Source organism: Streptomyces sp. NPDC059166 (assembly GCF_042755185.1).
Classification (GTDB): domain Bacteria; phylum Actinomycetota; class Actinomycetes; order Streptomycetales; family Streptomycetaceae; genus Streptomyces.
On record NZ_JBHZCI010000060.1, the window covers coordinates 15082 to 28562 of the forward strand.

At 71.2% G+C, this 13481-nt stretch carries 13 protein-coding genes and 1 pseudogene; 6 read left to right on the plus strand and 8 right to left on the minus strand.

The features are described from left to right. Window positions 1-19: 19 nt before the first annotated feature. On the minus strand, window positions 20-1288 hold the full coding sequence (locus tag ACFXOA_RS30285) for a hypothetical protein (RefSeq protein WP_385035039.1): 1269 nt from the start codon (window positions 1286-1288) through the stop codon (window positions 20-22). Between the two features lie 283 nt (window positions 1289-1571). Between ACFXOA_RS30285 and ACFXOA_RS30290 the strand changes: the two genes are divergently transcribed. Continuing rightward, window positions 1572-2372 (plus strand): peptidoglycan DD-metalloendopeptidase family protein, encoded by an 801-nt coding sequence (locus ACFXOA_RS30290; protein WP_385035041.1) that lies wholly within the window; start codon window positions 1572-1574, stop codon window positions 2370-2372. 191 nt (window positions 2373-2563) lie between these two features. Next, the gene (locus ACFXOA_RS30295; protein ID WP_385035043.1) at window positions 2564-3586 is read left to right on the plus strand and encodes an ArsR/SmtB family transcription factor; all 1023 of its coding nucleotides are present in this window, start codon (window positions 2564-2566) and stop codon (window positions 3584-3586) included. Here ACFXOA_RS30295 and ACFXOA_RS30300 read toward each other — a convergent pair. Next, entirely contained in the window at window positions 3580-4116 is a 537-nt protein-coding gene (locus tag ACFXOA_RS30300; RefSeq protein WP_385035045.1) for an NUDIX hydrolase family protein, read from the minus strand. The genes ACFXOA_RS30295 and ACFXOA_RS30300 overlap by 7 nt on opposite strands. Before the next feature lie 462 nt (window positions 4117-4578). On the opposite strand from ACFXOA_RS30300, the gene ACFXOA_RS30305 reads away from it, so the two are divergent. The 3 genes and pseudogenes from ACFXOA_RS30305 to ACFXOA_RS30315 all read left to right on the plus strand — a co-directional run. After that, window positions 4579-4782: a cold-shock protein gene (locus ACFXOA_RS30305; protein ID WP_018552900.1), complete on the plus strand. Its 204-nt coding sequence runs from the start codon at window positions 4579-4581 to the stop codon at window positions 4780-4782. A gap of 354 nt (window positions 4783-5136) precedes the next feature. Further along, on the plus strand, window positions 5137-5604 hold the full coding sequence (locus ACFXOA_RS30310) for an ATP-binding protein (protein WP_385035063.1): 468 nt from the start codon (window positions 5137-5139) through the stop codon (window positions 5602-5604). 138 nt (window positions 5605-5742) lie between these two features. Next, window positions 5743-6062 (plus strand): annotated as a pseudogene (locus tag ACFXOA_RS30315) (SAM-dependent methyltransferase); the annotation flags it as partial. 85 nt (window positions 6063-6147) lie between these two features. On the opposite strand, the gene ACFXOA_RS30320 reads toward ACFXOA_RS30315, so the two are convergent. After that, entirely contained in the window at window positions 6148-7389 is a 1242-nt protein-coding gene (locus ACFXOA_RS30320) for an MFS transporter (RefSeq protein WP_385035047.1), read from the minus strand. Beyond that, window positions 7386-7976: a helix-turn-helix domain-containing protein gene (locus ACFXOA_RS30325; protein ID WP_385035049.1), complete on the minus strand. Its 591-nt coding sequence runs from the start codon at window positions 7974-7976 to the stop codon at window positions 7386-7388. The genes ACFXOA_RS30320 and ACFXOA_RS30325 overlap by 4 nt, the downstream gene beginning before the upstream one ends. Here ACFXOA_RS30325 and ACFXOA_RS30330 point away from each other — a divergent pair. Further along, complete coding sequence (locus ACFXOA_RS30330; RefSeq protein WP_385035051.1) at window positions 7975-8496, plus strand: GNAT family N-acetyltransferase; 522 nt, start codon at window positions 7975-7977, stop codon at window positions 8494-8496. The two genes, ACFXOA_RS30325 and ACFXOA_RS30330, sit on opposite strands and share 2 nt — an antisense overlap. Before the next feature lie 111 nt (window positions 8497-8607). Here ACFXOA_RS30330 and ACFXOA_RS30335 read toward each other — a convergent pair whose 3' ends face one another. The 4 genes from ACFXOA_RS30335 to ACFXOA_RS30350 form a co-directional block, all read right to left on the minus strand. Then, window positions 8608-9465: a geranyl diphosphate 2-C-methyltransferase gene (locus ACFXOA_RS30335; RefSeq protein ID WP_385035053.1), complete on the minus strand. Its 858-nt coding sequence runs from the start codon at window positions 9463-9465 to the stop codon at window positions 8608-8610. A gap of 43 nt (window positions 9466-9508) precedes the next feature. Beyond that, window positions 9509-10735 (minus strand): family 2 encapsulin nanocompartment cargo protein terpene cyclase, encoded by a 1227-nt coding sequence (locus ACFXOA_RS30340; protein WP_385035055.1) that lies wholly within the window; start codon window positions 10733-10735, stop codon window positions 9509-9511. A gap of 174 nt (window positions 10736-10909) precedes the next feature. Next, window positions 10910-12322, minus strand: a complete 1413-nt coding sequence (locus ACFXOA_RS30345) for a family 2B encapsulin nanocompartment shell protein (protein WP_385035057.1) — start codon at window positions 12320-12322, stop codon at window positions 10910-10912. Window positions 12323-12545: 223 nt separating this feature from the next. After that, the gene (locus tag ACFXOA_RS30350; RefSeq protein ID WP_385035059.1) at window positions 12546-13196 is read right to left on the minus strand and encodes a lysophospholipid acyltransferase family protein; all 651 of its coding nucleotides are present in this window, start codon (window positions 13194-13196) and stop codon (window positions 12546-12548) included. Window positions 13197-13481 lie beyond the last annotated feature (285 nt).

The window sequence follows — 13481 nt, forward strand, 5'->3', positions numbered from 1 at the left end:
CCCGAAGACCCCGTCACGGTCAGCAGTTCGGGACGCCGGGCAACCAGCTGTCCGCCACGTCGATGAATATGTTGGAGACGTAGCCGCCGTAGTCGGGCAGGTAGGACCAGGCGTCGTTGCTGTGCCCGTCGGCCTCGACGAGCTGGCCGTGGACCTGGCACTGCACACGCACCGTCGTGGGTCCCGGAAGCTGGGCGACACTCGCGGACGTGCTGGTGGGCTGCCGGCGGATGTTCACCGCGGTTCCCCAGGTGGGAAAGGACTTCGTCGGCGCCCCGGTGCCGGTCCACAGATAGGTGACGGTCACCCATCCGTTGTTGTCGAGACCGACGTTGTGGAACGTACCGTCGGCCAGGTCGATGCCGGCCGGGTTGAGTACCCGGCGGCCGGAGCCGTCCAGTCCGCCGTTGTAGCCGTTCTGATAGGCGGCCTGGGCCTCGGGCCTGCCCTGGGGGAGGTCCTTGAACGTCTCCCGCACCGATGACGGGTTCCAGTAGTCGTCACGGGTGTTCCACGGGCCGACGTCCCACACCGGTGCCGTCTCGCACCGTACGGGACCGCAGACGCGCACCGAGTACTGGCCGCTGCCCTTCGGCGAGAGCCCGCGGCGCGAGGGCAGAGCCACGAAGTGGTCGTTCGGTACGATCACATGCCCGTTCGCGGTGGTCCCGCCGACCAGGCCCTCCCGGGTCGCGTAGACCGTGGCCGAGAGGGCTTCGGCGGCGAGCGCCTTCTGCGTGTCGGCTTCCAGTCCGGCGCTCAGCCGCAGGCCCCGGACAGCGGGCGCCGCGCCGTCCGGCCCCGAGGCCAGGATGATCCTGGTCTGGACACGGGTGACGGCCCGGGGCAGCAGGGCGGGGGAGTCCTCCCGGGCCTCCCGCCATTCCGTCCATCTGCCCAGCCCGTCCCGGCCGCGGACGTCGACGGAAACCTGCGCGCCGGCGGGGACGGTGGCGTCGAGGTCGGGGGTGATCACATCGACGGCGCGGTCGAGGGCGCGCGGAGGAAGCAGAACCGTGCCCTGCCCCCGGGAGGACCGGGAGGAAGCGGGGCCGAGGCCCGCGTCCTGGAGGCGCAACCCCGACCCTGTGCGGCTGACGTTGCTCCCCTCCGCAGCGGGCGCCGAGAGGTCCGCCTCCCAGCTGAGGGGCCCGAGGCGGGCCTCCTCGCGCGCCTCGGCCGGTCCGGACGTCAGGGTCAGGGCGACGAGAGCGGACAGAGTGGCGGTGGCCGCCTGCGCCCGGCGGATCCGGCGGACGACGGGGTTCGGTCTCGGTGCGTGGCGCACGGCGGCGCCTCCTTCTCGTGGGGGGACGGGGAGGGTGGTCGACGAAGGTATGAGCATGAGGGGGAGTGCTTCGCTGCGCGGACGCGTCCGGCCCCCGAACCGGAGGCGCTGTGACGCGTGACGTCACGGTGGCGGCGACCGGACGGGGCGGCAAGGAATTCGTTCCTGGGCGAAGTGGGCGTGGGCGCGCTTGTCAGCGCCGAGGGCCACCGCTACGTTCCCGACGTCTCACCGTGCACCGGCCCGGTCGCCTCCGGGCCGCCGCCCCCACCAAGGAGCATCCGTGAGGTTCCTCAGACGTCTTCCCGTGCTGTTCGTCGCGGCCCTCCTGGCCGTGGCCGGACTGACCGCGACTCCCGCGCAGGCGGGCGGGTCCGGTGCCACGGCCGCACCGGTCTTCAAGGCCCCCTATCCGTGCGGCCAGCGGTGGACCTACAGCCACCACTCCGCCGAGGTGCGCCGCGCGCTGGACTTCGTACGCACCGACGGCGGCGCCACGGCGGGCACCCCGGTGCTCGCCTCGGCAGCCGGCACGGCCACCCGGTACTCGCAGCCGAGCGGAGCGGGCAACTACATCGCGATCGATCACGGCGGTGGCTGGACGACCTACTACTTCCATCTCTCCGCCTACTCCGTGGCCGGCGGCGCCTACGTCGCCCAGGGGCAGCAGATCGGTGTCACAGGAAGTACGGGCAACTCCTCGGGTGCGCACATCCACTACGAGCAGCTGTTCAACGGGGTCGGACAGAACATCGTCATCAACGGCGCCGGCCTCTCCTACCCCGGCAGCTACAACCAGGCGTACCTGACCAGTGACAACGGCTGCGGTGGTGCCGGTGTCCCGTTCACCACCTGGGGCAGCGGCGTGAACGTACGCGCGGCTGCCCGGATCGGCGCCGCTGTCGTGGCCACCCTCGGCGGCCCCACCGCCGTCCGCGTGCTGTGCCAGAAGCAGGGCGACACCGTCAACGCCGAGGGATACAGCAACAACTGGTGGAGCAAGCTGCGCGACCAGAACGGCTTCATCAGCAACATCTACATCGATCATCCCGACGCGAAGCTGCCCGGCGTCCCGCTCTGCTGACATGTGACGCCTTCTCACGGCTGCCCGGCCGGGATCCGGATCCGGTCGGGCAGCCGTGGGTTCCGGCCGTATCAGCCCTCGTGCGCCGTATATGCGTCTGACATGCATGCGTCAGGCTTGTGATGCGCGTAGAGTTCCGATGCCCGGGCGCCGTCGAGAGCCCGTGACCACCGGGGGGCGCTGTGATTCGGGTGGAGTTCACGAGCGAGGAGCTGGCCCGGCTGTGCGTCGCGTCCGATGTGGACCCGCTCTGGGAAACAGCGCTGAGCCTGCACCTCCTGCAGAACCGCCAAGCGCCACTCGTCTTCGGACCCTGGCGGCGTGAGGTCAGTGCCGCACTACGGCGATCGGGCCTCGCGGCGGCCGCGCAGGCCCTGATGCGCCTCTGCCCGGACGGTGCGTACTTCCCCGACTTCCTCACGCCGGGACGCGGGGACACCGACCTGGAGAGCGGGCTCGAGCGGCTGCTCTCCACTCCGAGACGACGGCTGCGGGCGGAGATCGGCCGGTTGCACGCCCGGAGGGCGGGGCCCGTGCCGGCGGGCATGCGCACGCTCGCCGACGGCTGCCCCGAGGCGCTCGGCCGCCTGGGAGCCGCTCTCCGCGCCTATCACCGGGTGGCTGTCGCGCCCTACCTCCCCGCCATGCGGGCACACGCGGCGGCCGACCGTACCGTACGCGCTCACGCCGCTCTCGTCCGCGGGGCGGAGGGACTGCTCACCGGATACGATCAGCTGCCCGGATGGCGCTACCAGGACCAGACCCTGCGAGCCCCCTATCCGGTCGACCGCCGACTCGCCCTGCGAGGAAGGACTCTGACGCTCGTTCCGGCCTTCTTCTGCGTACGTGCTCCGCTGGCCCTGGTCGACGAGTCACTGCCGCCGGTGCTCGTCCACCCGCTCTCACCACCGCCCGGATGGCTGGATCGCGGCAGCGGGCACGACGGGCATGCCCCGGTGGCGCAGCTCATCGGCGTCTCGCGTGCCGAACTGCTGCGCCTGCTGGACCACCCGCTGACCACCACGGACCTCGCCGCGGCCCTGAGACTCGCGCCGTCCACGACCAGCAGGCACGTCACCGTGCTCCGTGAGGCCGGTCTCCTGCTCTCCCGGCGTCAGGGAGTGCGTGTCCTCCACCACCGGACGGCGCTCGGCCGCGCGGTGCTGGAGGGCGCGGTGGGACGACCGCGCGGAAGGCCCGGCGAGTGTCAGTAGACGTGTCCGACATGGGCGAGAGCCTGCTTCAGCAGCACCCCGTGCCCGCCCGGCATCTCGTTCTGCACCGCCGGTGAGGCTGCCTCCTCAGGGCTGAACCAGACCAGGTCCAGGGCGTCCTGCCGCGGCCGGCAGTCACCGGTCACCGGGACGACGTAGGCGAGGGACACCGCGTGCTGACGGGGGTCGTGGAAGGGCGTGACGCCCGCCGTGGGGAAGTACTCGGCGACGGTGAACGGCTGCAGGGACGACGGGACACGGGGGAGCGCCACCGAGCCGAGGTCCTTCTCCAGGTGCCGAAGCAGGGCGTCGCGGACGCGCTCGTGGTGCAGCACCCGCCCGGACACGAGGGCACGGCTGATGGTTCCGTCGGCGCCGATCCGCAGCAGCAGCCCGATGCTGGTGACTTCGCCGCTCTCGTCGACCCGCACGGGCACGGCCTCGACGTAGAGGACGGGCATCCGGGCCCGGGCCATGTCCAGTTCGTCAGTGCTGAGCCAACCGGGCGTGGTTTCCGTCATGTCAGACATCGCTTGATCATACTTCCCGGCAGGTTCAGGTCGAGTCTCCGGCACAGGATCCCTTCCGTGACAGAACGAGCGTTCGCGAGGGTGGGTGCAGGGCGCCCGGTGGCGGAATGACGCAGGTGACGGTCGGGGGCACGACAGAGCGGGCACAGGCACGGGACGTCCGTGGCGGCAGCTCCCGTCGCAGTGCTTCCCTTCCCCCTCGACCCCTCCCCGGAGGCCGTCCGAACCGGCATGGCGAACTCGATCACGAACTCGACCGCGCGTAAAGAGCGGCAGGCGACGGCAGATGTTCAGATGTGGCTCTCTGGTGGCGGGCGGCTTCGCCATGTAGCGTTCCTGCCAGCTGTCGTGGTTCGCCGTTCATGCCCGCGCTCCGGTGCGGGCGTCTTGCTGTGCGGTGGGACCACGACGCCCCGGAGCTCGCGCGGTGCGGGTCCGGATATCGAAGCGAAGGGCACCAGCATGGCCAGCGGCACCGTTAAGTGGTTCAACGCCGAGAAGGGTTTCGGCTTCATCCAGCAGGACGGCGGCGGGCCGGACGTCTTCGCTCACTACTCGAACATCAACGCCACCGGCTTCCGTGAGCTCCAGGAAGGCCAGGCCGTCACCTTCGACATCACCCAGGGCCAGAAGGGCCCCCAGGCGGAGAACATCACCGCCGCCTGATTCCGCGTCAGCGGCTTTCACCGAGCAGGTCCTCGAAGCACCGCTTCGAGGACCTGCTCGCGGTTCGGGCTCCGACGAATCCGGGCGGCGGACGGAGCCCGCCCCGCAGGACCGGGCTACGCCGCCCCCTCGGGATTCCGTCGGCGGCCATGCCCACCGGACCGGCCCAGGGTCGCCACGCGATACGCGATGGGCTCGGTGAGGACGGTGGGGCGCATGCACCCGCTGTACATCGTGGTTGCGAGCCGTGCTCGGAAGTCGTCGGGGATTCCCTGGCCTGCCACCGGTGATACGGGGTAGACGCCTGAGCGGGACGAAGAGGGTATACGAGATCGGGCGGGGTGCATGGACCGGATGGTGGCGCAGAACTGTGAGCAGCGGTCGTCGACCGGCGATGCCCCGTGGGCTTCCGCCGCCTTCGACCGCGGTGAGGACATCGCACAGGCCCGCGAGCTGGCCCGCTCCTTTCTGGGCGACGTGCAGACCGTTCACGGCATTCCCGTCCCCGGCCGCGTGCTGGGTACGGTTCAGCTCGTGGTCAGCGAGCTGGTGACCAATGCGCGGAAGTACGCCCCGGGACCCTGCCTGCTGACGCTGAGGGTCGAGAACGGTGCGGTCGAGGTGAGCGTGTGGGACAGCGAGACGGCCATGCCCTCGGTCCAGGCCCCGGACGCGACCCGGATCGGCCAGCACGGCCTGGAGATCGTGATGGCCGTGTCGCGCGGCTTCTCGATGCACCGTGAGCCTGTCGGCAAGAGGATCACCGCCGAGGTCTCCCTGGGCGAGGACCCGGTGGGTGACATCCTCGGGCGCCGGGGATGACGGGATCTGCCTGACGCCGGACGGCTGCCTGCCAGGTCGCCCCCGTGGTGTGCCGTCGGCGGCCGCACCGACCTGCTGCGAGAGCGCCGGACCACGGCCGGGGTGCCGGCCGCCCGACGGCAGGCTCGGTGCAGAGGATTCTGGCGGACCCCTCCCGACGAGGAGACCGCCAAGGCGTGCCACGCGTCAGCCGTCGCGGACTTCGCACCGCTCCCGGAACTGATCGAGCGGTTCCAGGGACTCGGCTACGACATCGCGGACATGGTGCCGGCCGACCAGGACAGCTGCGACCGCTACGCCGCGGCCCAGTGGCTCAGCATGCGCCGTTGGCTCGACCGGAATCCTCACGACGAACCGGCACCCGGGTTGGCGACGAACTCACCACCGAGCCCGCCCGCTGCGCGGGCTCCACGCGTGAGTACCTCGGACGGGGAGTCTTCGCCCTCATGAAGCGCTGACGAACAACCGCGATGCCGGGACCGGAGCGGTTCCTGCGGCGGCGCCGAACGTGCCGAGGGCGTCGTCGTGCAGTCGGTCGCCCGGCTACCGGATGTCGCCGGTCCTTCCGGCGGCGGCCGAGCCCTCACCGCCCGCGTCGACGGCCCGCGCCCCTCCCTCGCCGTCCACCATTCGGAGCTTCATCCGCCCGACGGGGACGGCGAGGAGCAGCGCGCCGAGGGCGGTCAGCGTGACCCCGGGCCATCCGGCCGCGTCGAGCAGCGGGGCCGCCAGGGACGTCCCGAGCGCTCCGACGGTGAAGTACAGGACGAGGTACACGCTGCTCAGGCCGCCGGACCTGGCCGGGTCCAGAGCGATGACACGGCTCTGGTTGGCGGCCTGGGCGGCGAAGCAGCCCGCGTCGAAGAGCGCGAGCCCGGCAGCGGTCACCGGTGGCGTGTCCAGGCCGGTGGCCAGCAGCGCGACGCCCGAGGCGGCGGTCAGGATCCCGGCGGTGATCAGTGTCTGCGGGGCATGGCGGTCCACGAGCCGCCCGGTGAGCGGCAGGACGGCGAATCCGAGCAGACCGGCGAGGCTGTACATCCCGATGGCTGTCGGGCCGAGACCGTAGGGCTGGTCCGCCAGGGCGAGGGCCAGGGAGACCCAGACCAGGTTGAAGGCGAAGTACCACAGGCCCCCGGTGGCCACCGCCCGGCGGAGCGCCGGGTGCTGCCGGAGCAGCGGAGGCAGCGAGACGAGGGTCGCGCGATAGCCGCTACGGGAGTGCGGCCGCTGCCGGGGGAGCAGTCGGGCGGCGGCGAGTGCCCCGAGCAGTGCGAGGGCGGCGAAGACGAGCAGCATCCGGCGCCAGCCGAGCAGATCGGTGAGCGCCCCGCCGACCATGCGGCTGAGAAGGATGCCGGCCGACATGCCCGCCGCCACGGTGGCCACGCCGGTGCCCCGCCGCCCGTGCGGCGCGTTGCGGCCCGCGATGTTCCCGGCCTGTGCGGCGACACCGGCGGCGGCGCCGACGAACAGGTAGGCGGTCAGCAGAACGGCGGCGCCCGGTGCGGACGCGGCCAGGGCGAGGGCCGTCGCGAGAGCGGTGAGCTGTGCAGACACCAGACGGTGCGGGGCGTGGTGGTCGGTGAGCGGCAGCAGGAAGGCGAACCCGAGCACACAGCCGCTCAGAGCCGCGGCAGGTACGAGGCCGATCATGGAGAGCGGTGCGCCGAGATCGCGGGCGACGGTCGTGAGCGCCGGCTGGAGCGCGTAGTTGTTCGCGATCGCCGTTCCCGCGATGGCGGCGAGCAGGAGGGTTCCGCCCCGGGAGAGGGAGGCGGTCACGGTCGCGCGCCGCGCGCGAGGACCACGACGTAACGGCACTCCGCGTCACCGGTGTTGGCGAAGACACGAGTGGTGGGCTCGCCCAGCTCGATGGTGTCGCCCTCGCCCAGTTCATGGACCGTGTCGCCCTCGTGGAACGTCAGGTGCCCGTCGATGACCCAGACGACCTGCCGTACGAAGGCGAAGGCGGCGGCGGGATAGGGGACACGGGCCCCGGGGGGCAGACGGATCTCCGCGATCTCGGCGGGGAAGTGCCGGCCCGTGATCTGCCGGCGCCGGTACCCCGTCCCGGGGTCGCGCCACTGCTCCGCGTCGGCCCCGCGGCGTACCCCCGCGGCCGGTGGCGCGTCGTCCCTCGTGCTCTCGGCGAGTGCGAGCAGGGAGGAGACGCTGAGCTGGAAGGCGGCCGAGAGCTTGCCGAGGACGACCGCCGTGGGGCTGCTCTCACCTCGTTCGATGCGGCTGATCATGGCCTGGGAGACTCCGGAGACCTCCGCGAGCGTGGCCAGCGTCCACCTGCGGCTCTCCCGTTCGGTACGCACACGCGCCGCGATCTGGAGAACCAGAGGCTCTACTATGTTGGACATGAATCCAATATACGGGAGCAATGGGGCGGTGGCCGTGCGCCCGGCGGGGCCCGGAGACTCCGAAGTCATCCGTGAGATCCGCAACCACGCGGTGGAGCACTCGACCGCCCTGTGGACCACCCGGACACTGACGACACCCGAGGAAGGCGCCGCCTGGCTCGCCCCGCACCTGGAGCGCGGTTCCGCGTTCGTCGCCGAAGCCGGGGGCGAAGTCACCGGCTTCGCCGTCTACGGCCCCTGGAAGGACTTCGACGGCTTCCGGAGCACCATGGAGAACTCGGTCTACGTCCGGGAGGGCCGGCACGGCCTCGGGATCGGTTCGGCCCTGCTCGACGCACTGATCACCTCGGCCCGGGAAGCCGGCCACCACAGCCTGATCGCCGGGATCGAGGCGGAGAACGCGTCGTCGGTCCGTCTGCACGAACGCTTCGGCTTCCGCCATGTCGGCACGGTGCCGGAAGCCGGCACCAAGTTCGGCCGGTGGCTGGACCTGACCCTCATGCAGCTGCGCCTGCACTGACCCGTCCCGCGTGCGTACGGTGCCGGCCGGGGGGAGCCGGCCGGCACCGTCGAGCCGGGGGAGTCCCGTCCGGTGATCGCCGGCCGGACCGTCACCCCCGGCCCGCGGCCGTCAGACCTTGTCCGCCGCGATCAGCAGGTACTGGAAACTGCCACCCTTGTACGCGTCCAGGAACGCCTTCTCGATGCCGGTGGCCAGCGGCGACGTCGCGCGGAGCTCCCAGTAGGGGATGGTGGCCGCGGTGAGGTCCACGACGCTGACCGGTACGAGCCGGTTGGCGGCCATCTCTCGGAAGTACGTGCTGCGTGGATGGATGTTGCAGATGTAGTGGGCGTTGATCTCGCTCACGGCCCGGGAGGGCAGCCCGTACGCGTCGTTGTAGCACCCGGTGATGGTGACGTAGCGGCCGCCGTGCTTCAGGAGCCTGGCGTACTCGGGGAACAGCAGTGACAGGTCGACGTACATGGTGCTCTCGTTGTTCCAGATCGCCTGGAAACTGTCGGTCTCGAAGCCCGTGTGGAGCATGTTCTTGAGGTGGAAGCGGACCTTGTCGTCCACCCCCCGCTCCTTGGCCTGCCCGTTGGCGAAGGCGACCTGGGTCTCGGAGATCGATACGCCGTCGACCTGGCAGCCGAAGCGGCTGTTGGCGACGAAACTGCTGCCCCCGCGGCCCGAACCCGAGTCCATGAGCCGGTCCTCGGGAAGGATGTCCCCCAGGTGACTCATCAACAGGTCGGCCTGCGCGCACTCCAGGCGATGCAGCTCTGCCGTCAGCCGCTCCTGGCGGGACGCCTCAGGGCCCTCGAGGGCAGACCAGTCCACCTCACCGATGCCGTAGTGGTGGTGGTAGACCCCGGAGACCTCACCCAGGCGGAGGTTGACCGGATTCCTCTCCTGGTTCCAGTAGTTGGCGACGGACTTCTGGTACAGGCTGCGCAGGGGGTGTGCGGCGGTGTCCTGAACGGTCATGGAAATCTCCTCGGATACGGGACTCTCGGAGTCCGCTACGGGGTCAGTCGGTCTGCTGGTAACGGGCGCTGGTGGCATGCCACTCCTTGCTGCCGCCCATCCACGCCCACAGCCCGGCCAGATACCGGCGCAACTGGGGCGAGCCCGCCGCCGCCAGAACGGCGCAGTCGGCCTCGACGGTGTGCATGAGCTCGTCGTGGATGGCGGCCGTGCGATCGACGGCCTCCTGGAGTGAGCAGTTCTCCTCCGCCGCGATCAGATTGGGCAGGTTGGTGTCTCCGGGGTCCTCCTTGGCCATCGAATAGACGTCGTTGAGCAGGACGTTCGCCATGCCCGCGTAGAGATAGGTCCGGCGCACGGTGGGGTCGGCGAACTCATGGGCGGGGAGCTCGTAGCCCCCGACCGGGTCGATCAGCACCATGCAGGGGTAGAAGGCGTTCTCGTACCGGTGCAGGAGGTACTCCCACACCGCCGGAGTGCGTCCGCTGCTGCGCCACTGGGCCTCCTGGCCGTACGCGACGAACATGACGGCGAGTTCGTGGCGCAGCCGCGCCACCTGGGTGGTGCTCGCGATGCCGGAGAGATGAGCCAGGCTCGACCGGAAGGCCCGCAGTACGGGCTGCCGCTGCACGAGCTCCTCGAACTGGGCCATGTAGCGCGCCGGCAGACGCACCGGATCGATCACCGCGTGGGCCATGGCCAGCCGGGCGCCCAGGAGCTCCGGCTCCGTGTCCTCCCCCTCGTCGACCCAGTGGTCGTCGACCGACCATTCCGCGAGCCCGCAGCGGGCGGCGGCCAGCAGACGGTCCGGGTCGTCGCAGTCCGGATGCGCGAGCATGAAGAGCCGGCCGAACTGGTGAGATCTCAGGCGCTCCAGACGGCCCGTGAAGATGCCCGTCTCCGCCGCCCACTCGACCAGGCGCTCGTTGACCACCTCCCCCAGTGCCGGATCGTCGCGTACGGCGTCGGGGCAGTACAGGGGCGGGATGCGTACCGCGCCGGCCGGACCGGGAGCGGTCCCTCCCGAGGAACGGGGATGCCCCGCATCTGCCCCACCCGCCGCGCGTGCGGCCGGTACGGGGGAGTGGAACAGCCGCGCCGCGGAGGTGCCCATGCCCGCAGGGCCGGAGAGCAGACGCTCCAGCAGTGCGGCGGGAGGAGAGGTGGAGGGAACCCCTGGGGCGGCCCTGGGCGCGGAGGCCGGGGGCAGGTTGCCAGGGGACCCGATCCGCGTCCACGGAGGGCCACCGGCACCACTGATCGGAATCATGCGAAGAGAGCCTTTCGGCCGGGGAGGGGGTTGGCACACCGGCGGCTGCGCTCGGTGGTGCCGGAAGCCGGTGGACGCGGCGTCCACCGCTCATGGGTCACGAGCCCGCCGGAGACGGGCTGCGGCAACTGCCGCACTCGTGCTGGGAATTGATCTCTGACCGGTCGGCCGCGGTCAGCGCCAGCGGCCCACTTCGACGTTCTCCAGGACACCGAGTGCATCGGGGACGAGGATCGCCGCGGAGTAGTAGGCGGTGACGAGGTAGGAGATGATCGCCTGCTCGTCGATGCCCATGAACCGCACGGACAGGCTGGGCTCGATCTCGTCGGGGATGCCCGACTGGCGCAGGCCGACCACGCCCGCATCGTCCTCACCCGTACGCATGCAGAGGATCGACGTGGTGCGCGCCGGGGAGACGGGGATCTTGCCGCACGGGTAGATGGGGACACCGCGCCAGGCGGGAATGCGGTGGCCGCCCACGTCCACCGGATCCAGCGTCAGCCCGCGCTTGTTGCACTCCCGGCCGAAGGCGGCGATGGCTCGGGGGTGCGCCAGGAAGAACTTGTTGCCCCTGCGCCGCGACAGCAGCTCGTCCATGTCGTCGGGGCTCGGGACCCCGTCGTGGGGCTGGATGCGCTGGGAGTAGTCGCAGTTGCTCAGCAGCCCGAATTCCGGGTTGTTGACCAGCTCGTGCTCCTGGCGCTCGCGCAGGGCCTCGAGTGTGAGACGGAGCTGCTGCTCGGTCTGGTCCATCGGGTCGTTGTACAGGTCGGCGACCCGGCTGTGGATCTTCAGCACCGTCTGCGCGACGGAGAGTTCGTACTCCCGCGGAGACGGGTCGTAGTCGACGAAGGTGTGCGGGATGCGTGCCTCGCCCACGTGGCCGGCCGAGAGGTCGACCGCCGCCTCGCCGTACGTGTTGGTGCGCTGCCGGGGGAGCGCCGCGAAGGCGTCCAGGTGGCTTCCCAGCGAATCGGAGCGGGCGGCCAGTGCGGCGACCTCGCTCCTGGGCAGCACCAGTACGGTGCACGGGGTGGTCGCCCGGAAGGTGCACTCCCAGCCGGTCTCGGGCTCCGTCAGGCAGCCGTCGCCGAAGTAGGCGCCGTCCGCGAGAGTGCCGAGGACCGTGTCCCCGCCGTACGGGCCGGTGCCGATCCGGTCGATCCTGCCGTGCGCCAGGAGGAAGACGCGGTCCTTCGTCCCGCCCGCGGAGACCAGGACGGAACCCGGAGCGAATTCCGCCTGCTCGCAACGGCCGGCCAGCTCGGCCAGCACGGCCTCGTCGTCGTATCCGCGCAGCGCGGGCAGTTCACCCAGCTCGGCCGGGATCACCGAGACCCGTCCGCCGGTCTGCACGAAGGTCACGCGCCCGTCCCCGACGGCGTGGGAGAGCCGTCGGTTCACCCGGTAGGTTCCCCCTCCGACGTCCACCCACGGCAGCATCCGCATCAGCCAGCGGGAGGACGTCTCCTGGTTCTGCGGGGCGGACTTCGATGTCGTCGCCAGCTGTCGCGCGGCTGCCGTCGCCAGACTCTGCTGCCCGGTCGGTGGTGCCTGCACCGCTTCCCGGTCGGCTTCAACTGTCATGTGTGGTTCTCAGCCCTCCTGTAGTTTCGTCCGCTCAGCCTCCCTCGCACCTACTTGGCGTGTCATCACACGAAAGAGCGCGAATGTCCGCTTCCCCGGATGGGTAGTCGGGCCGCTGTTTCGTTTTTTCGCGCACATGTCCACCCGCGGGGAACCCCTTGGAAGAACGCGGTTGCGGAAGTCGTGGCGGGGGCGGCCCGGCGGGACGGGCGCGGTCCCCGGCTCAGGGGGCCGCCGCCCGTCGCGCGGCGGTACGCCAGGCCGCTGTGACGGCCCGGTGCGCGGCCTCGCTCCCCGCTCGGACCTCCGTCGAAAGGTGCAGGGGGGCGCCTACGTGCACATGGAGCCGGGGTCGTCGCACCGGCGCTGTGAGGAAGCCCGCCACCTGTTTGGCCGTGCTCCCCGACGTGAGACGCCGGGCGCCCGCCTGGCCGACGGGGATCACGCGGGCGCCGGACAGGGCGGCCAGCCGCGCCGGACCGCTGCGGAACGGCTCAGGTGCGGCTTCGGCGGCGTCCCTGCGTGCGGGAAGGCCCCCCTCGCCGTAGATGAGGACGTGGCGTCCGGCGGCGAGCGCCGCGGCGGCACCCTCCAGGGCGTCGGCCGCCCGTGCGGTCCTGCGGTGCACGGGGACGTGCCCGCCGCTCTCCAGGAGGCGGGCGAGGACCGGGACGCGCCACAGGCCGGCCGTGGCGAGTACCACCGGGTCGATCCCCATCCGGCGCAGTGCGGCCAGGACCACGCCGGGGTCGGCGAGTGAGGTGTGGTTGGCGACGAGGATGCCGGGAGCGCGGACGGTCTCCTCCGAAAGGTCGGAGGAGACCGTCAGGCGCCCGAGGACAGGGATCACGGCGGCGGCGATGCGACTGAGCACGGGACTGACTCCAGACTGAGCACGTCGGTGGGAGTCCATCGTCATGCCGCGTGGGGGACGCGGTCCTGAGCCCGTGTACTCATCTCCGTGGGTGCCCCGTCGCACGGGCTCAGGTGACGGCGGCGCGCTCCCGGCGGCTGGTGCGGATTCGTTGGCCGCCGTCCCCGGGGGCGACGCGGGCGCTTCCCCGCCCCCCGTTATGTTTTCTGCGGCTCCGCAATGGGGCCGCTGGCCTCCGGGCCTGGCATGACTGTGTCCCCCTGTCGAACGGATGACCTGGGGGGT